19 protein-coding genes and 1 riboswitch are annotated in these 16,520 nt (G+C 69.1%); of the genes, 8 read left to right on the top strand and 11 right to left on the bottom strand.

The features are described 5' to 3' along the window. Genes K6T84_RS16820 through K6T84_RS16810 form a run of 3 tightly spaced genes read right to left on the bottom strand, consistent with a single transcriptional unit; the run spans position 1 to position 4,464 of the window. Positions 1-426, bottom strand: a complete 426-nt coding sequence (locus tag K6T84_RS16820) for a pyridoxamine 5'-phosphate oxidase family protein (protein WP_224864552.1) — start codon at positions 424-426, stop codon at positions 1-3. 57 nt (positions 427-483) lie between these two features. Continuing rightward, entirely contained in the window at positions 484-2,136 is a 1,653-nt protein-coding gene (locus K6T84_RS16815) for a DNA repair helicase XPB (RefSeq protein ID WP_224864553.1), read from the bottom strand. Positions 2,137-2,166: 30 nt separating this feature from the next. Beyond that, positions 2,167-4,464, bottom strand: a complete 2,298-nt coding sequence (locus K6T84_RS16810; protein WP_225401435.1) for a helicase-associated domain-containing protein — start codon at positions 4,462-4,464, stop codon at positions 2,167-2,169. A gap of 54 nt (positions 4,465-4,518) precedes the next feature. Here K6T84_RS16810 and K6T84_RS16805 point away from each other — a divergent pair, with 54 nt between their 5' ends. From K6T84_RS16805 to K6T84_RS16790, 4 genes are read left to right on the top strand one after another with little or no spacing between them, the layout of a single operon-like run. After that, positions 4,519-4,716 carry a hypothetical protein gene (locus tag K6T84_RS16805; RefSeq protein ID WP_224864555.1) on the top strand — a complete coding sequence of 66 codons (198 nt, stop codon included), beginning with the start codon at positions 4,519-4,521 and terminating at the stop codon, positions 4,714-4,716. A gap of 11 nt (positions 4,717-4,727) precedes the next feature. Continuing rightward, positions 4,728-5,207, top strand: a complete 480-nt coding sequence (gene moaC / locus K6T84_RS16800; protein WP_224864556.1) for a cyclic pyranopterin monophosphate synthase MoaC — start codon at positions 4,728-4,730, stop codon at positions 5,205-5,207. Continuing rightward, a complete protein-coding gene (locus K6T84_RS16795; protein WP_224864557.1) occupies positions 5,204-5,683 on the top strand; it encodes a MogA/MoaB family molybdenum cofactor biosynthesis protein in 480 nt (159 codons plus the stop codon). The genes moaC and K6T84_RS16795 overlap by 4 nt, the downstream gene beginning before the upstream one ends. Then, on the top strand, positions 5,683-6,120 hold the full coding sequence (locus tag K6T84_RS16790; protein ID WP_225401436.1) for a molybdenum cofactor biosynthesis protein MoaE: 438 nt from the start codon (positions 5,683-5,685) through the stop codon (positions 6,118-6,120). Before K6T84_RS16795 ends, K6T84_RS16790 begins: the two co-directional genes overlap by 1 nt. A gap of 62 nt (positions 6,121-6,182) precedes the next feature. On the opposite strand, the gene K6T84_RS16785 is transcribed toward K6T84_RS16790, so the two are convergent. The 3 genes from K6T84_RS16785 to moaA all read right to left on the bottom strand — a co-directional run bounded on the left by K6T84_RS16785 (position 6,183) and on the right by moaA (position 8,774). Then, entirely contained in the window at positions 6,183-7,004 is an 822-nt protein-coding gene (locus K6T84_RS16785; protein WP_329786709.1) for a transglycosylase family protein, read from the bottom strand. 10 nt (positions 7,005-7,014) lie between these two features. Beyond that, a riboswitch (cyclic di-AMP (ydaO/yuaA leader) is annotated at positions 7,015-7,178 on the bottom strand. A 246-nt stretch (positions 7,179-7,424) separates the two neighbouring features. Next, positions 7,425-7,691 carry a MoaD/ThiS family protein gene (locus K6T84_RS16780; protein WP_225398580.1) on the bottom strand — a complete coding sequence of 89 codons (267 nt, stop codon included), beginning with the start codon at positions 7,689-7,691 and terminating at the stop codon, positions 7,425-7,427. Between the two features lie 3 nt (positions 7,692-7,694). Further along, a complete protein-coding gene (gene moaA, locus K6T84_RS16775) occupies positions 7,695-8,774 on the bottom strand; it encodes a GTP 3',8-cyclase MoaA (RefSeq protein ID WP_225401438.1) in 1,080 nt (359 codons plus the stop codon). Positions 8,775-8,964: 190 nt separating this feature from the next. On the opposite strand from moaA, the gene K6T84_RS16770 reads away from it, so the two are divergent. Continuing rightward, positions 8,965-9,375, top strand: a complete 411-nt coding sequence (locus K6T84_RS16770; protein WP_224864562.1) for a cold-shock protein — start codon at positions 8,965-8,967, stop codon at positions 9,373-9,375. A 33-nt stretch (positions 9,376-9,408) separates the two neighbouring features. Beyond that, a complete protein-coding gene (locus K6T84_RS16765; RefSeq protein ID WP_225401439.1) occupies positions 9,409-10,425 on the top strand; it encodes a glutathione S-transferase family protein in 1,017 nt (338 codons plus the stop codon). On the opposite strand, the gene K6T84_RS16760 is transcribed toward K6T84_RS16765, so the two are convergent. Both K6T84_RS16760 and K6T84_RS16755 read right to left on the bottom strand, forming a co-directional pair. After that, positions 10,407-10,919: a DUF2771 domain-containing protein gene (locus K6T84_RS16760; RefSeq protein ID WP_225398583.1), complete on the bottom strand. Its 513-nt coding sequence runs from the start codon at positions 10,917-10,919 to the stop codon at positions 10,407-10,409. The genes K6T84_RS16765 and K6T84_RS16760 overlap by 19 nt on opposite strands. Next, positions 10,916-12,502 carry an MFS transporter gene (locus K6T84_RS16755; protein ID WP_225401963.1) on the bottom strand — a complete coding sequence of 529 codons (1,587 nt, stop codon included), beginning with the start codon at positions 12,500-12,502 and terminating at the stop codon, positions 10,916-10,918. Before K6T84_RS16755 ends, K6T84_RS16760 begins: the two co-directional genes overlap by 4 nt. A 158-nt stretch (positions 12,503-12,660) precedes the next feature. On the opposite strand from K6T84_RS16755, the gene K6T84_RS16750 reads away from it, so the two are divergent. Next, on the top strand, positions 12,661-13,584 hold the full coding sequence (locus K6T84_RS16750) for a DUF3027 domain-containing protein (protein WP_225401440.1): 924 nt from the start codon (positions 12,661-12,663) through the stop codon (positions 13,582-13,584). Between the two features lie 8 nt (positions 13,585-13,592). Here the strand turns inward: K6T84_RS16750 and K6T84_RS16745 are convergent, their stop codons facing one another. Both K6T84_RS16745 and K6T84_RS16740 read right to left on the bottom strand, forming a co-directional pair. After that, positions 13,593-14,039, bottom strand: coding sequence for a hypothetical protein (locus K6T84_RS16745; RefSeq protein ID WP_225401441.1), 447 nt, complete (start codon positions 14,037-14,039; stop codon positions 13,593-13,595). Continuing rightward, positions 14,029-15,231, bottom strand: coding sequence for a hemerythrin domain-containing protein (locus K6T84_RS16740; RefSeq protein WP_225401442.1), 1,203 nt, complete (start codon positions 15,229-15,231; stop codon positions 14,029-14,031). The genes K6T84_RS16745 and K6T84_RS16740 overlap by 11 nt, the downstream gene beginning before the upstream one ends. Positions 15,232-15,351: 120 nt before the next feature. On the opposite strand from K6T84_RS16740, the gene K6T84_RS16735 reads away from it, so the two are divergent. Further along, positions 15,352-16,002: a TetR/AcrR family transcriptional regulator gene (locus K6T84_RS16735; protein ID WP_225398586.1), complete on the top strand. Its 651-nt coding sequence runs from the start codon at positions 15,352-15,354 to the stop codon at positions 16,000-16,002. A 17-nt stretch (positions 16,003-16,019) separates the two neighbouring features. Here K6T84_RS16735 and K6T84_RS16730 read toward each other — a convergent pair whose 3' ends face one another. Continuing rightward, on the bottom strand, positions 16,020-16,511 hold the full coding sequence (locus tag K6T84_RS16730) for a hypothetical protein (protein WP_225398587.1): 492 nt from the start codon (positions 16,509-16,511) through the stop codon (positions 16,020-16,022). Between the last annotated feature and the right edge of the window lie 9 nt (positions 16,512-16,520).

Below are 16,520 nucleotides of genomic sequence, written 5' to 3'. Positions count from 1 at the left end.
CTAGATCGCTCCCATGTCCGCGGACAGCCAGTGCTGGGGACGCAGATAGATGACCACCTGCTCGCCCAGTTCGGCCAGGGCGAACTGTAGGAACCTCTCGGCCCGTTCGGGCGGAAGGTAGCGGTGGGCCAGCTCAGCGTGGTGGTCTTCGGTGCCGGGCTCGATTCGGCTGACGGGGCCGTCGACGGCGACGTAGCGCAGCGTGGGCTCGGTGCGCTCGACCATCAGCGAGAAACATCCGGCCGCCTCGATGAGGTTGGCTTTGCGCGACCCGGCCCCGGTCAGCACCCAGGGCTCGCCGCCGGGCGAGTACTGGTACCAGATCGGCACCGTCAACGGGCCCCGGTCTTCGCCGGCATCCACCGACAGCGCAGCGATGTGCGGCTCGGCCAGGAACCGCTCGCGTTCGTCCTTGGACAGGGCCATGTTTCGAGGCTAACCGCAATGTCGCGCGGCAAGCGGTTGCCGTGCTGGCGGGTCGCCTCAGATCGCCGGACCGAGCAGGTCGTCGGCGTCGCGGATGATGTAGCCGTAGCCCTGTTCGGCGAGGAAGCGCTGCCGGTGCGCGGCGTATTCGGCGTCCAGGCTGTCGCGGGCGACCACCGAGTAAAACACCGCGCCGCCGCCGTCGGCTTTGGGCCGTAGCAGCCGGCCGAGTCGCTGGGCCTCCTCCTGCCGGGACCCGAAGGTGCCCGAGACCTGCACGGCCACCGACGCCTCCGGCAGGTCGATGGAGAAGTTGGCGACCTTGGACACCACCAGGGTGGAGATCTCGCCGGTGCGGAACGCGTCGAACAGCTTCTCGCGCTCGGCGGTCCGCGTCGAGCCCTGGATCACCGGGGCGTTCAACTGTTCGCCGAGCTCGTCGAGCTGGTCGAGGTAGGCACCGATCACCAGGGTCTGCTCGCCGGGATGCTGCGCCAGGATCGAGCGCACCACCGCGATCTTGGAATGCACCGTCGAGCACAGCTTGTAGCGTTCCTCCGGTTCGGCTACGGCGTAGTTCATCCGCTCGCTCTCGGTCATGGTGACCCGCACCTCGATGCATTCCGCGGGCGCTATCCAGCCCTGCGCCTCGATGTCCTTCCACGGCGCGTCGTAGCGCTTCGGCCCGATCAGGGAGAACACGTCGCCTTCGCGGCCGTCCTCCCGGATCAGGGTGGCGGTCAGGCCGAGCCGGCGGCGCGACTGCAGGTCCGCGGTCATCCGGAACACCGGTGCGGGCAGCAGGTGCACCTCGTCGTAGATGATCAGGCCCCAGTCGCGGCTGTCGAACAGCTCCAGGTGCCGGTATTCGCCCTTGGTGCGCCGGGTGATCACCTGGTAGGTGGCGATGGTGACCGGCCGGATCTCCTTGCGCTCCCCGGAGTACTCGCCGATCTCCTCCTCGGTCAGCGAGGTGCGGGCGATCAGCTCGCGCTTCCACTGCCGGCCGGCCACGGTGTTGGTGACCAGGATCAGCGTGGTGGCCTTCGCCTTGGCCATCGCGGCGGCGCCCACCAGCGTCTTGCCCGCGCCACACGGCAGCACCACCACCCCGGAACCGCCGGACCAGAACGAGTCCGCGGCCATCTCCTGGTAGTCACGCAACACCCAGCCGTCCTGGGCCAGCTCGATCGGATGCGCCTCGCCGTCGACGTAGCCGGCCAGATCCTCTGCCGGCCAACCGATCTTGAGCAGCATCTGCTTGAGCCGGCCGCGTTCGCTGGGATGCACGACGACGGTGTCGTCGTCGATGCGGGCGCCGAGCATCGGGTTGATCTTCTTGTTGCGCAACACCTCTTCGAGCACGGCGCGATCCAGGCTCACCAGCGTCAACCCGTGCACCGGACTCTTCACCAGCTGCAGGCGGCCGTAGCGTGCCATGGTGTCGACGATGTCGACCAGCAGTGGCTGGGGCACCGCGTAGCGGGAATGGTTCACCAGCGCGTCGACCACCTGCTCGGCGTCGTGACCGGCGGCGCGGGCGTTCCACAACGCCAGCGGGGTGATCCGGTAGGTGTGCACATGCTCCGGGGCGCGTTCCAGTTCGGCGAACGGCGCGATCGCCGCGCGCGCCGCGCCGGCCTGCTCATGGTCGACCTCGAGCAACACGGTCTTGTCGGATTGGACGATCAACGGCCCGTCGGTGCTCATGGGCCCATTATCCGGAAGGCTTCGGCAGGCTCACTGCTCGGCCGACGACACCGAGGTGATGCGGTGCACGGCGAAGTCGCGCATCTGTCCCGACGTCGAGTCGAACGCCACCAGCTGGCTGCCGCGGACCATCACCGGCGACACCTCCCGCTGGGTGGCCACCCCGGCGGCGTCGACGTAGCCGATCAGCACCGTGGCGCCCTCCGTGGCGGCGCGCTTGAGCAGGATCATCGCAGTCACCGGGTCCAGGCGGATGTTGTCGAACGGCGCCGACGTGACGGTGCGCAGCACCCGTACCAGCGCGGTCAGGCTCTCTGCGCTGGGCGCGCCAGAGCCACGCTGGGTGCGCCGCTCCGCGGGCGTGGGCACCCGCACCCCGCGGGCCCGGATGTCGACGATCGTTCCGGTGGCGTCCTCGGCGGCCGGCGCGAAACCGGCGGCGCGCAACGCCGCCAGCACGTCGGCGATCGGGGCCTGCGCCACCGCCACCGTCGGCGCCAGCAGCCGCAGACCCAGGGTCTCGGCGGCCGGCACCGCGACCGCCTGGGCCAGCAGGACCGGATCCTCGCAGCGCACGAACGACGCGGCCTGCCCGATCCGCAACTGGCCGTGCCGGCGCGCGACGTCGTCGATCAGATACGTGAGCCCTTGCGGCACCGGGGTTTTGGAGTGCTTCTCGAAGAACGCCTGCAGTCCCGCGCCGGTCCGGCCGACGTCCAGGGCGGCCCGGATCGTCGGCTCGGACACCCGGTAGACCATCGCGGCGCCGGCCGACTCCACGGTGGCCACCACGCCCAGCTCCTCGGACAGCTCGCGTTTGAGCGGACCGGGCACCACCACCGTCAGATCGGCCTGCACCAGGAAGTGATCGATCGGCTCGGGCAGCGCGCGGGCCATCGAGGCGATTGCCACCGGGCCCTCGGTGCCGACACCGTCCAGCAGCGCCCGCCCCGGGGAGCTGATGGCGCCGCGGCCCAGCACACCGAGCGCATGCGCCTCGTCGAGCAGTTCACCCACCGGCGCGGGCTGCAGCCGGGTGGCCCACCGCGGCCGGCGCCACACCAGTGCCGCCGACGCCGTCCGCGGATCCACCCCGGCGCCGGCCGGCAGCTCGGCGAGCATGCCCAGCAGCAGCCGGCGATCCAGCGGCGCGGCGGTGGAGAACAGCGGCGTGGACAGTGCCGCCCGCGGTTTGCCGTCCGGGCCCCGGCTGCCGATCAGGCCCGGCCGGGCCGCCAGGTCCAGCCAGGTGGCGGCCAGCAGGTGCCAGCGCTCGGCGGTGGGCCGCTCGGCGAACCGGTCGGCCAGCGCCGTCGGCGCCCAGTACGGGCCGTCGGAGTCCGGCCACAGGTGCGGATCGGCGGTGCCCGGGTCGGGGAAGTCGGCCGCGATCAGCCGGGCGGTGGCCGCCAGTTCCAGCAGCAGGCCCAGCCGGGTCTCGTCGACGCCGGTCGCCTTGGCCAGCCGCTTGACCTCCCGCACCCCCAACCCACCGCTGCGCAGTTCGGGTACCGGCGTCTCGGCCAGGCAGGCCAGGATCACGTCGAGTTCGCGCAGCACATCGATCACCGCGCCGGCGGCGGCGGCGTCCACGTCGGCCGCGGTGGTCTGCGACACCACCGGGTCGGGCGGGTTCAACTCGAGCGGACCCGGCTGCTCGCCGCGCAACACCTGTCCGACCACCCGCGGCAGGATCACCGTCTCGTCGTCGACGCGGCGCAGCAGTCCCGACGCCAGCAGCCGCGGCACTGGATGCTCCGGCGGCGCCCCGGGCGCGGCGTCGCGGGTGCGGCCGATCGGCGACCCGGCCAGCAGCTTGTCCAGCAGATCGCGCTGCGGCGCGTCCAGATCGTCGATCGCGGCGACGATCCCGGGGATCTGCTCGGCGGCGTGCGTCGAGTACTCGCCGGTGACCTGACCCGCATGCCAGGGCAGCCCGGCACCCGCCTCGGCGGCCACCCGCAGCGAACCCTCCGGCTCAGGGGAGCCCCAGCACAGTGCCCGCTCGGTCAGGTCGGCCAGCGCAGCCGTCACCGCGTCGGCGGACACGGCCGCACCGAGGGACGCCAGCAGGTCAGCCACGGCCACGTCGGTGGTGTCGGCGTGCAGCACCAGCAGGGCGTCCAGCACGGCCAGGTGCAGGAAGTTCAGCTCGTCGCCGGCCGCCCGCACCGACTGGCGGGCCTGCGCACGGGCTGCCAGGGCGGCGATGCTGCCCGGCGCCGGCTGGGCGAGGTCGGGCCGCAGCTCCATCAGTCGGATCAGCCCCTGGTCGGGCAGGTCGGTCAGCCACGATCCCAGCGGCACACCCCGGGCGTGCTCAGTCATCGTTGACAAGCGTAAGGCCCAACCGGATAACACCGCCGATCGCGACCTGTCAGAATGGTTGCCGTGGCTGGAAACCAGGGCAGTAAGAAGCAGTATGTCGACAACGGTTGGCCGGAGACCGACGGCGAGCCCGCGGTGAGCGAGCTGCGCACCGACCGGGCCGGAGCGCTCTCGCCGTTCGGGGACATCGTGTTCCCGGTGCCGTCGGAGGACCTGCCTTATCTGCATCCGGTCACCGTCGTCAACCGTTAGGCGCTGACCGCATGACCGGTGCCGGCCCGCTGTCACACCTCGACGAACGCGGCGCGGCGCACATGGTCGACGTCGGGGCGAAGACGGCCACCAGGCGCACCGCGGTAGCCGGCGGGGTGCTGCGCACCACCGCCGAAGTGGTGCAGCTGATCTCGTCGGGCGGACTGCCCAAGGGCGACGCGCTGGCCACCGCGCGAGTGGCCGGCATCATGGCCGCCAAGAACACCAGTGATCTGATCCCGCTCTGCCACCAACTGGCCCTGACCGGAGTCGACGTCGACTTCGTGATCGGGGAGGCCCAGATCGACATCACCGCCGCCGTGCGCACCACCGACCGCACCGGGGTGGAGATGGAAGCCCTGACGGCGGTCAGCGTGGCGGCCCTGACCCTCTACGACATGATCAAGGCCGTCGACCGCGCGGCCGTCATCGACAACATCCGGGTGCTGAGCAAAGAAGGTGGACGCACCGGAGCCTGGGAGCGCGCGTGACCGACCGGACCGCCCACATCGTCATCGCCTCCACCCGGGCCTCGAGCGGGGTCTACACCGACCGCACCGGGCCGATCATCGCCGACTGGCTCACCGAGCGTGGCTTCGCCCCGGTGCAGCCCGAGGTGGTGCCCGACGGCGAGCCGGTCGGGGCAGCGTTGCGGGCCGCGGTGGCCGCTCGCGTGAACCTGATCATCACCTCCGGGGGCACCGGGATCTCGCCGACCGACGACACCCCGGCGCAGACGGTTGCCGTGCTCGACTACCAGATCCCCGGCCTGGCCGACGCGATCCGCCGCTCGGGCCTGCCGAAGGTGCCGACGTCGGTGTTGTCCCGCGGCGTGTGCGGGGTGGCCGGCCGGACGCTGATAGTCAACCTGCCCGGCTCCAGCGGCGGGGTGCGCGACGGGCTCGGGGTGCTCGCCGACGTCCTGGACCACGCGCTGGATCAGTTGGCCGGCGGAGACCACCGCTGATGGCCGCGGGCGACGTGCAGGTGCTGCGGGCGGCGGTCACAGAGGAACCGATCGTGTTGGCCGAACACGAGGAGCTGGTGGGCCACCGCGCTGCGGGGGCGATCGTCGGCTTCGTCGGCATGATCCGCGACCACGACGAGGGCCGCAACGTCACGCGGCTGGAGTATTCCGCGCACCCGACGGCGCAGCAGGTGATGGACGAGGTGCTGGCCGAGATCGCCGAACAGGCCGAGGGGGTGCGCGCGCTGGCGGCCAGTCATCGGGTCGGTGTCCTGCACATCGGCGACGCCGCCCTGGTGGCCGCGGTGGCCGCCGATCACCGCCGACAGGCGTTCGCGGCCTGCGCGCTGCTGGTCGACACCGTCAAGGCGCGGCTGCCGGTGTGGAAGCACCAGTTCTTCACCGACGGCACCGAGGAATGGGTCGGCTCGGCGTAACTACCTCAGATACGAAATGAGGGGGCCGGTGACCCGGCCCCCTCATTTTCGTCTGTGCGTTGTTACGCGAACGCGGTGACGGTGATGTTCTCCGACGCGATGGCCGCGCGCAGCTGCTCGTGGAAGCCGACTGCGACGCCCTCCTGCTGCCGGTTGCCTTCGGGGCCCTGAGCCGGAGCCTCGGGGGCCGGAGCCTCCGGGGCGTCAAGCGGGGGAGCCTCGGGGGCCTCACCGATCGGAGCCTCGGCCGGCGGGGCGTCGAACGCGGGTGCCTCGGCGGGCGGGGCGTCGAACGCGGGTGCCTCGGCGGGCGGGGCGTCGAACGCGGGAGCCTCGGGGGCCTCAGCCGGGGGAGCCTCCGGTGCATCGGGCATCCAGCCGGCGGGAACCACCGGCGGGGCGCTCTCCTCGGCGGGTGCCGGCGCCTCGGGCGCCTGCTCCCACGGGAAGGCCATGGCGACGGTCTCGCCGTTGTTCTCCGGGTTCTCGGCCGGCGGGTCCACCGGCACTTCGCGCTGAGAGGCGCCGGACAGGCCGCGACCGCAGACCGGCCACGCGCCCCGGCCCTGGGTTGCCAGCACATGCTCGGCGATGGCGATCTGCTGCTCGCGGCTGGCCTGGTTCGCCGTTGAGGCGTACTTGCCGCCGCCGTGCGCGCTCCAGGTGCTGGGCGAGAACTGCAGCCCGCCGTGGTAGCCGTTGCCGGTGTTGATGCTCCAGTTGTTACCGGATTCGCACCTGGCGACCCGATCCCACTCGTCATCGGTGGCTGCGCCTGCGTGCCCGGCGAGGGCGAGGCTGCCGCCACCGATCACTGCACCGGTGAAGGCGATCTTGGCGATGTTGACGTTCGACTGGGTGGGCTTGCGATGCCGTCCACTCATACGGTTGGTGAATTCCTCTCTGTCTACGCCTGCGAGGTCAGCGTCGGGTTCGGGCCGCAGAAGCTGCCCGGCCGCACTATGTCGGCTTCACCCCAAGGAGCCGAACAGGGCTCCAGGTCCGCTCGCGGCGGACCGGTGGGTCCCCCGCCTCCATCCATCAGGTATCTGTGGTTTTCCCCACCCGTTGGATGGAGCTCGGCGCTACGAGCGGGGAAAGGCGGATCGACCGGAAGATTTTCGATACACCCGAAGAGGTACCGTAACCGCACTCATCTGCAGAGTCACCCTGTGAAGACCCGCGTGTTTTCACTGAGACTACTTCGCGTAACCCCAGGAAGGCGATTTATCTGTGCTGGTCAAAGCACTAGGTAACGGGCCGTTGCCGGGCCGTGATCAATTCGTTATGTGACGTAGATCATGCTATCCACCGGCGAACGGCGGCAGTACGTCGACGGTCTCCCCGGCGCTCAACGCTGCCGCATGGTCGCGCACTGCGACCCCGTCGCGCAGATACGCGCAACGCAGCAGCACCGTGCCGAGCCGCTCATGGCGGTCGGCGAGGGTCTCGGCGAGTTCGGCCACTCCGGTTCCGGCGGGCACGGTGACGGTCTCGGAGTCAACGCCGGCGGCGGCGCGCGCCGCCGCGAAGTAGCGGACGGTCACCGCGAGGCCGGTGGATTGGGTCATGAGTCAGCCTCCAATTGCGCTCATCGGGCGGTCCGGCTGGATGAAGTCCGGATCGTTGATGCCGTGGCCGGCCCGCTTGGTCCACATCGCGGCCCGCCACGCCTGTTCGAGGGCGTCGTCGTCGGAGCCGTCCCGCAGCAGTGCCCTCAGGTCGGACTCCTCGGTGGCGAACAGGCAGTTGCGGATCTGACCGTCGGCAGTGAGCCGGGTCCGGTCGCAGTCGCCGCAGAACGGCCGTGACACCGAGGCGATGATCCCGAAGGTTCCGGCCGGGGTGTCGGGGCCCTCGTCCACCAGCCACACCTCGGCCGGGGCGGAGCCGCGCGGTTTGGGGTCGGGCCGCAGGGCGAACTGCGCCCGCACGATCTCCAGCAGCTGCTCGACGCCCAGGCCGGCATCGCGGCTCCAGGTGTGGTCGGCGTCCAACGGCATCATCTCGATGACACGCAGGTGGTAGCCGTGCTGCAGGCAGAACCGCAGCAGGTTGACGATGTCCTCGCCGGTGATCTTCGGGTCGAGTACCGCATTCACCTTGATCGGCGTCATCCCGGCCTGCGCGGCAGCGTCTAGACCGGCGAGCACGTCGGGCAGCCGGTCACGCCGGGTGATCTCAGCGAAGTGGGCGCGGTCGACGGTGTCCAGGGAGACGTTGATCCGGTCCAGCCCGGCCGCCACCAGAGCACCGGCCCGGCGCGCCAGGCCCAGTCCGTTGGTGGTCAGCGCGATCTCCGGCCGCGGCTGTAAGGCGGCCGCGGCGGCCACCACACCCTCGAGGTGGCGGGCCAGCAGCGGCTCGCCACCGGTGAAGCGGATGTCGGTGATGCCCAAGCGGGTGACGCCGATGCGCATCAGCCGGACCAGTTCGTCGTCTTGCAGCAGATGCTCGCTGGGAATCCAGTCCAAGCCCTCGGCAGGCATGCAGTAGGTGCAGCGCAGGTTGCACCGGTCGGTCAGCGAGATCCGCAGATCGGTGTGCACCCGCCCGAAGGTGTCGACCAGCGGCCCCGACGTCGGCATCGGTTCCGCGATGGCCTTTTCCACGGCTTGGTGGAAGGCCTCCTGGGTCCGTTGCCTGTGTGTCATGTGTCTGTCCGATTCGGTCGGCGGGAGTGCGAATTGGCTTCTCCAGCGGCACCACCACCTTACCCAGTAAACCGGGGTGCTCACGTGCCTGTGTTCCGAGTAAGATCTGCAACCGACGCGTCCTGCGCAGGCGGGACGCGTCCTTTATGTCCCCCGAACAAGTGATCAGCTAGACAAGCAGGTGAGACCAGTGCCGACCGGCAAGGTGAAGTGGTACGACGCCGAGAAGGGCTTCGGCTTCCTGTCCCAGGAAGAGGGCGAGGACGTCTACGTCCGCTCTTCGGCCCTGCCGGACGGCGTGGAGGGGCTCAAGGCGGGCCAGCGGGTGGAGTTCGGCGTCGCAGCCGGGCGCCGCGGCCCGCAGGCGCTGACCGTCAAGCTGATCGACCCGCCGCCGAGCCTGACCCGGACCCGTCGCGACGCGGCCCCGGCCGAGCACAAGCACACCCCCGACGAGTTGCACGGCATGGTCGAGGACATGATCACCCTGCTGGAAGGCACGGTGCAGCCCGAGCTGCGCAAGGGCAAATACCCCGACCGCAAGACCGCCCGGCAGATCTCCGAGGTGGTCAAGGCCGTGGCTCGCGAGCTCGACGCATAGATCGGGGCTGCACGCCGTGGCACGCTGATAGCCATGGCCAGCTATCTCGCCGGCGGCGATTTCAAGCGCGACACCGACTACATCGACACCCGGATCACCGCCGACGGCCGGGACGGGTATCCGGTCGAACCGGGCCGCTATCGGCTGATCGTCGCGCGAGCCTGCCCGTGGGCCAATCGGACCATCATCGTGCGGCGGTTGCTGGGCCTGGAAAAGGTCATCTCCATCGGGTTTTGCGGGCCCACCCATGATCAGCGCAGCTGGACCTTCGACCTGGACCCCGGTGGCGTGGACCCGGTGCTGGGAATCCCGCGCCTGCAGGACGCGTACTTCAAGCGCATTCCCGACTACCCCAAGGGCATCACCGTTCCGGCGATGGTCGACGTGCCCACCGGGGCGGTCGTCACCAACGACTTCGCCCAGATGACCCTGGACTTCTCCACGCAGTGGACGGCCCATCACCGCGACGGGGCTCCGCAGCTGTATCCGGAACCGCTGCGCGCCGAAATCGACGAGGTGGCGCGGCGGATCTATACCGAGATCAACAACGGGGTGTACCGGTGCGGCTTCGCCGGAACCCAGCAGGCTTACGACGCGGCCTACGACCGGTTGTTCACCGCCCTGGACTGGGTCAGCGACCGCCTCACCTCTCAGCGATACCTGTTGGGGGACAACATCACCGAGGCTGACGTCCGGCTGTTCACCACCCTGGCGCGGTTCGATCCGGTCTATCACGGACATTTCAAATGCAACCGGCAGAAGCTGTCAGAGATGCCGGTGCTGTGGGCGTATGCGCGGGATCTGTTCCAGACGCCCGGATTCGGCGACACCACCGACTTCGTCCAGATCAAACAGCACTACTACATCGTGCACGCCGACATCAATCCGTCGCGGATCGTTCCCGCCGGGCCGGATCTGGCGAACTGGCTAACGCCGCACGGCCGGGAAGCGTTGGGCGGCAGGCCGTTCGGTGACGGCACCCCGCCGGGGCCGGTTCCGCCCGGCGAGCAGGTGCCCGTGGGTCACGGAGCTCAGCCGGTCCTCGACTGACGGTTCCAGTGCAGGCCCACCGCCCATTCGGCGTGCGGTATCGCGAACGTGTCGCCGGTGTCGCGATCGCGCACCATCGTCAGCAGCTGCACCGCCAGGCCGCGCAACGGGCCGCGGTGCGGATCCATCGTGGGCACGGTGACCGCCAGGGTGCTGCCCGGCGGAAATATCTGGCCGGTGGTGTCACCGGGGTCGTCGTAGACGCGCACCAACCGCCACGGAGCTCTGCCGATGCGGTCGTCGACCGACAGCTGAACCGGGTGGCGTTCATCGACGCTCAGCGTGCCCTGCGACTCCGAGAGCAGGCAGGCCTCCAGATCGAGCGCGTCGCAGTACAGGTACGGCCCGACGTGGGTGAGGTGCCCGTTGGAGTACGCGCTGATCTGCGGTGGCGTCGGCTCCTCGGCTCGGGTGAAGTACCAGGTGCCGAAGCCGGCGAGCAGCGACGCCACCACCGCCGGCACCGCAACCAGCACGACCGTCGAACGTCTCACCTGTTCATCACCCCTGTCTGACGAGGATCGAGGCGGGCGCCGTCCTGTTCGATCAGCACCGGGCGGTTGCCCCCCAGGCCGGGGATCAACGAGTCGCCGTGGAACGACAGGATGGTCTGGGCCAGCCCCGGGATCAGCATGGCCGTGATCGCGGTGAAGCCCACCCACAGGTCCGTATACACCAGCACCCCTAGCGCGCCGCCCAACACCCAGGCCAGCTGCAGCGTGGACTCGGTGCGGCCGAACGCCGACGCGCGGGACTCCTCGGGCAGATCGTGCTGCAACGCGGCGTCCAGCGAGGCCTTGGCGACCGCACTGGCGGCCGAGGTCACCAGGGCGGCGACCGCGGCCATCGCCAGGGTGCCGGCCACCGCCGCCGCCAGCGCGACACCGGTGACCGCCATCGTGGCACGCACCACCAGCACCGCGGGCCGGCCCAGCTGCAGGCGGGCACTGGTGAGGTTCCCCGCGAAGTTACCCACTCCGGCCGCCACGCCGATCAGCCCGAGAATGCCCAGCTGCACCCATCCGTTGGCGTCGTGCTGCTTGGCGACGAACGCCGGATACAAGAACATGAAGCCGACCATCGCCTTGATGGTGCAGTTGCCCCACAGTGCGGCGATGATATTGCGCCCCAACGGTTGCCGCAGTGGCTGGCGTAGCGCCCCGCCGGCCCGCCTCACGTGCTCCGGCCAACTGCGGGGACGCTCGTCGAAGCGGTAGCTCAGCGTGGTCGGGATCTCACCGGTGGTCACCTCCACCCACCGGGGAATCCGCATCGCCAGCACCGCCCCGGCGACTGAGACCGCGACCACCACTATCAGCGCACCAGGCAGTCCGAGCAGCCGGATGAAGACGTACTCGGCGCCCGCGGCAATCCCGCCGCCGACGATGGTCCCGCCGAGCAGCCCGAACATGGTCAGCCGAGAGTTGACCCGCACCAGGTCGATCGACGGCGGCATCACCCGCGGCGTTACCGCACTGCGCAGCACCGTGAACGACTTCGACAGCACCATCATGGCCAGCGCACACGGGTAGAGCACCCAGGAGGCGAAGGTGCCCGCGACGCTGTCGTAATTGGCGATCAGGACCAGGGCCAGGGCGGTGCGCAGCGCGAACGAGCATGCCAGTGCCGCGCGCCGGCCGTGCTGGATGCGGTCCAGCGCGGGGCCGATCAGCGGGGCGATCACCGCGAACGGCGCGATGGTGATCAGCAGGTACAGCGCCACCCGGCCCTTGCTCTCGCCGGTGGCGGCGGCGAAGAACAGTGTGTTGGCCAGTGCGACGGCCATGGCCGCGTCGACGGCGAAGTTGGCCACCACCGGCCAGGTGAGCGCGGTCAGCCCGGACTTGTCGGCGCCGTCGGCAGTGGCCGCGCGCTGCACCAGGTCATACATCCGGGAACCCATCTCGCGGCTGCGGGCTGCGGCGGTCCGGGCCGCCGTGACGCGATCAGCGGGGGGAGGGTCTTGCCGGCGCGGTTCGCCCGGGGTGTCGCGCAGCGGCGGCAGGTAGCGGTTGGCGCTGGGCATGGGCTTGCGCGACCCCTGGTCAGCGGGGCCGTCACTGGGATAGTTGGCCATGCCGGGGTGCGGGAGATCGGGCCGTCGCGCAGACACGGTGCAATTCTTCCCTATCCTCGCGTGATGGCTGCGCAAGCCGTTGTCGTGCCTGCGTGTGGCCCCGCGGGCCGGGCTGCGGCAAGATGAGTGGCGTCAAAAGAACGGAAGGGACCCGCGTGATGCGCCCCAGCGAGGAATCAGCCACCGCGACCGTCGCCGTGCCCACGGCGCTGGCCGGGGCCGTCGAACAGGCCCGTGCGGCCGTCGCCGAGTTCAGCGGCGCCGAGACCGTCGGTGAGCATCTGGGCGTCGACTACGAGGACGCATACGCTGCCACCCACCGGTTCGGCGCGCTGCTGCCCGGCTATCAGGGCTGGCAGTGGGCTGTTGTCGTGGCGGCCATCCCCGGAGTCGACCACGTCACCGTCAGTGAGGTCGTCCTGGTTCCCGGCCCGACGGCGCTGCTGGCTCCGGAGTGGGTGCCGTGGGACCAGCGGGTGCGTCCCGGCGATCTCGGGCCGGGCGACCTGCTGGCGCCACCGGCCGACGATCCGCGACTGGTCCCGGGCTATGTCTCCAGCGGGGACCCGGACCTCGACGAGGTGGCCGGCGAGATCGGGCTGGGCCGCTGCACGGTGATGAGCCCGGAGGGCCGCGCCGACGCCGCTCAGCGCTGGCATGACGGCGAGTTCGGGCCGGATTCGGCCATGGCGCGTTCCACCAAGCGGGTCTGCCGGGACTGCGGGTTCTATCTGCCTCTGGCGGGTGCCCTCGGCATCCAGTTCGGGGTCTGCGGCAACGAGATGTCGGCCGACGGTCGGGTGGTCGACGTCCGCTACGGCTGCGGCGCCCACAGTGACACCCCGGCGCCGGCGGGTGCCGGTTCGCCGGCTTATGAGCCCTTCGATGACGGCGTGTTGGAGATCGTCGAAGTCACGACGGTTCCGGCCGTTGCCGACGAGCCGGAGGCGGAGCCGACCGAGCCGGTGGAAGCCTCGGTCGAATCGACTGAGGCGCCGATCGAGTTGGCCGAACTGCCTGCCGAATCGCCTGAGGCGGTCGCCGAAGCCCCCGCGGAGCCGGGGGAGTCGGAGACCACCTGAGCCCGTCGTCAGTCCGGCTGTTCGAGTCGGACGCGCCGATGCATTTCCTTGATTGCAGCCCAATTCACGTGGGGACGCTGGAGTCCCCGCTTTTCCAGATAGCGCTGTCCGGCCGCCCGATTGCTCTTGGCGGCCCTCCACAACACGACAACCATGTTGGCGGGTGGGGTGACGGCGGTACCGATGAAAACCCAGTCGCCACCGCGGCGCTCAAGGCGGCCTTTGATCTGCAGAGCTCTGATGTTCCAGAGCCGCTCGTCGTGCGAGTGACAGAGCAAGTTGGCCGGCCCCGCTGCGACCGCGACACCATCGGGCCAGGAAACGTACATCTCGCCCGTGGTCGCGTCGTAGCTCAGGAGGTTCTGTCGAACGCTGACCGGATATCCGTCGGGATCAATCGCGGTCACGACACCCTCCGGGAATGCCGCCAGCGCCGAGGTCTCTTCAGTCCGCATGACTCAGCTCTTTCAGATCGAGAGTTTCTGGATTGCTACTGAAATCTCTTGTAGGCCAATATAATCCACGACACGGTGTCACGTGTATCAGAATTCGCAGGTAGTAGAACGGAAAGAGCCGTCGACCAAGCCAGCTGCTCATGAAGGCGCCCGCCGGCTGTCGGGCGGACACTCTCTCGAGTAGCCGGCGTAATCCCTCGTCGTCCCCGATGTCGGCAACGATGCGGTCTTCCGCGGTGGCCACGCCTTGAATCAGCACCGCGCCCGGATTCTTGACGCCCGAACCGATCGGCTCGGAGAACAGCATGCTCACCTTCGGGTTTCGGCGGATGTTGAGCGCCTTCTGCGGCAGGCCGATGCTGGTACAGGCCAGGAAACGCCCATCCGGGAGTAGCAGAGGGCAGATGGGCCAGGTCTGCGGCGAACCGTCTCGGGACATCGTGGTCAGCTCACACGTTCGAAATTTCTCGACGATCTCGATTGCCGGCGAGCCGACGGGATCGCACACTGAGACTCCACATCGCACATTCGTGCTGGATCGCTGCGGGCCGTAGAGATCGGCCCGGTATCTCAACAGTGAGCGTCGCGCGAGTAATCGGATCAGGACGCGTTGTGGCAGCGGTACGTGCGCCAAGATCCGCCGTGCTTCATCAGCTGACGCGGCGTCGAAGGTCAAGCCGCCCAAGACGAGGCCGAGACGGAGATTCTTCCGCGAAATGAATTCGGTCCCACGAGCGGCGCACTGCTGCCATTCCTCGGCGGTGATGTGTTGGTTGATGAGTGGGACGATGTTTCGCTCTTCGTCGGCAAGGTGCTCGTCCAATCGCTCTGACAGATCCGCGACGGCTTCGGCGAGTTGTCGAGCGAGCCGGGCATCGGCAGAGCGGGCCCACGACGCCAGGATCGATTTGATCCTGGCGTCCGCGTCGGAGATGTCGCGATGCGCGTGTTGCATGCGGGCGATGGCTTCGGCGCAGGCAGGTGCTCGGGCTCGTAGTTTCGGCCATAACAACTCGTCTTCCGCGGCATGGTGGTGATGGAGTGCGGCCAGGATGAGTTCGAGGTGAGCGCCGACCGCTGCGGATCGCACTGTATCGGCGAACTCGACGTCTCGGACCAGCCCGAGGATGTTGTGCAACTCGTTGCGGAACACCCGGTGGGCAACGGCCATGTCGAACGCGTCGGTCGGCATGACGGCTCCCTTCCCGTGTCGCGCCGAGGTGGCCAGGCGCGACCACTGCATGATGGAGTGAGAGAGTGCAACTATTTGGTTATGGTATCGATGTAATGAATACAGTGGAACTGTAGTTAAATGCCCGAAGAAGTCAAGCCCCGCCGGCAGTACCGTTCGGCTGCGCGCACCCGGCAGCGGGAAGCGACACGTGCGGCGATCGTGGATGCGGCGACGGCCGGATTCATCGAGAACGGCTATCCGGCAACCACGATCGCGCAGATCGCCGCGCGCGCCCAGGTATCGGCGGAGACCGTCTACGCGGTCTTCGGGACCAAGCGAGACCTATTGCGCGCGGTGGTAGAGGGAGCATCCGCTGGAGCGCCGAGCACCGACGCATGGCAAACCGGCGACTGGCTTGCCCTAGTAAGGGCCGAGCCCACCCAGCGTCGCCGACTCGAGCTGATCACCGATGCCACCCGCGACGTGCTTCGTCGCGTGGCGCCGATCGACGAGATCGTGCGTTCGGTGGCCGCATCCGATCCAGACATTGCCGAACTTCAGAGCGAACTCGAACGCCGACGGCGCAGCGACCTTCGGGGGCTCGTGCAGCTGCTCGCAGAAGCGGGGCCACTGCGCCTGTCGATCGACCACGCGGTAGACCTCTGGTGGGCGCTTGGCCACAGCACCGGCCCGTATCGCTCACTCACCGTCGACCGGGGATGGAGTGACCGACGGGCGCGGACCGCGCTCATCGATGTCGTGGCGCGCGCGCTTCTCCCCGACGCGTAGGCGAAGCCGGGGACGCCCTAGCCGAAGTTGAACAGGTACTCGCCCGGCAGGACGAAGGCCATGTTGAAGGCGGTGTTGACCAGCAGTCCGGGGAGCCCGAGCACGTAGTTGATGATGTCCTGCGGGATGGTGATCGCGACACTGAAGGCCATTCCGAAATCTAGGTTGATCAGGTTGTCGATCACACTCGTGACGTCGTTGTACAACGTGACGGGCAGGCTGAACAGGCTGTTGAAGAAGCCCTGAGCGGCGGCGATCTCGGCATTGATCAGGCCGACGATGTCGAAGGCGTCGGCGGCGCCCGGGGTGTCCAACACCGCTGTGCTGAGGGCGTTTTCGAGGCCGGGGAGGATGCTGCCCACCGCGCCGCTGGTCAGCGCCACTGCGGTGGACACCTCGACCAGTGCGCCGCTGCTGATCGCGGGCGTGGCCGCTATCGGGGTCAGGCCGATGACCAATGCGCTTGCGGCGCAGATGCTCAGCATTCGAGGTCTGGTGGTGTCGATCATGTTCAAGGC

The sequence above is a fragment of the Mycobacterium zoologicum genome (genome assembly GCF_020181635.2).
Lineage (GTDB): Bacteria > Actinomycetota > Actinomycetes > Mycobacteriales > Mycobacteriaceae > Mycobacterium > Mycobacterium zoologicum.
Note: the sequence above shows the minus strand (reverse complement) of the source record. Positions and strands in the feature narration are given on the sequence as shown.

Bases quoted from the DNA above. Each gene is read 5' to 3' on its own strand.
- K6T84_RS16820 (WP_224864552.1), bottom strand. From the start codon at position 426: ATGGCCCTGTCCAAGGACGAACGCGAGCGGTTCCTGGCCGAGCCGCAC.
- K6T84_RS16815 (WP_224864553.1), bottom strand. From the start codon at position 2,136: ATGAGCACCGACGGGCCGTTGATCGTCCAATCCGACAAGACCGTGTTG.
- K6T84_RS16810 (WP_225401435.1), bottom strand. From the start codon at position 4,464: ATGACTGAGCACGCCCGGGGTGTGCCGCTGGGATCGTGGCTGACCGAC.
- K6T84_RS16805 (WP_224864555.1), top strand. From the start codon at position 4,519: ATGGTTGCCGTGGCTGGAAACCAGGGCAGTAAGAAGCAGTATGTCGAC.
- moaC (WP_224864556.1), top strand. From the start codon at position 4,728: ATGACCGGTGCCGGCCCGCTGTCACACCTCGACGAACGCGGCGCGGCG.
- K6T84_RS16790 (WP_225401436.1), top strand. From the start codon at position 5,683: ATGGCCGCGGGCGACGTGCAGGTGCTGCGGGCGGCGGTCACAGAGGAA.
- K6T84_RS16785 (WP_329786709.1), bottom strand. From the start codon at position 7,004: ATGAGTGGACGGCATCGCAAGCCCACCCAGTCGAACGTCAACATCGCC.
- K6T84_RS16780 (WP_225398580.1), bottom strand. From the start codon at position 7,691: ATGACCCAATCCACCGGCCTCGCGGTGACCGTCCGCTACTTCGCGGCG.
- moaA (WP_225401438.1), bottom strand. From the start codon at position 8,774: ATGACACACAGGCAACGGACCCAGGAGGCCTTCCACCAAGCCGTGGAA.
- K6T84_RS16765 (WP_225401439.1), top strand. From the start codon at position 9,409: ATGGCCAGCTATCTCGCCGGCGGCGATTTCAAGCGCGACACCGACTAC.
- K6T84_RS16755 (WP_225401963.1), bottom strand. From the start codon at position 12,502: ATGGCCAACTATCCCAGTGACGGCCCCGCTGACCAGGGGTCGCGCAAG.
- K6T84_RS16750 (WP_225401440.1), top strand. From the start codon at position 12,661: ATGCGCCCCAGCGAGGAATCAGCCACCGCGACCGTCGCCGTGCCCACG.
- K6T84_RS16745 (WP_225401441.1), bottom strand. From the start codon at position 14,039: ATGCGGACTGAAGAGACCTCGGCGCTGGCGGCATTCCCGGAGGGTGTC.
- K6T84_RS16740 (WP_225401442.1), bottom strand. From the start codon at position 15,231: ATGCCGACCGACGCGTTCGACATGGCCGTTGCCCACCGGGTGTTCCGC.
- K6T84_RS16735 (WP_225398586.1), top strand. From the start codon at position 15,352: ATGCCCGAAGAAGTCAAGCCCCGCCGGCAGTACCGTTCGGCTGCGCGC.
- K6T84_RS16730 (WP_225398587.1), bottom strand. From the start codon at position 16,511: ATGATCGACACCACCAGACCTCGAATGCTGAGCATCTGCGCCGCAAGC.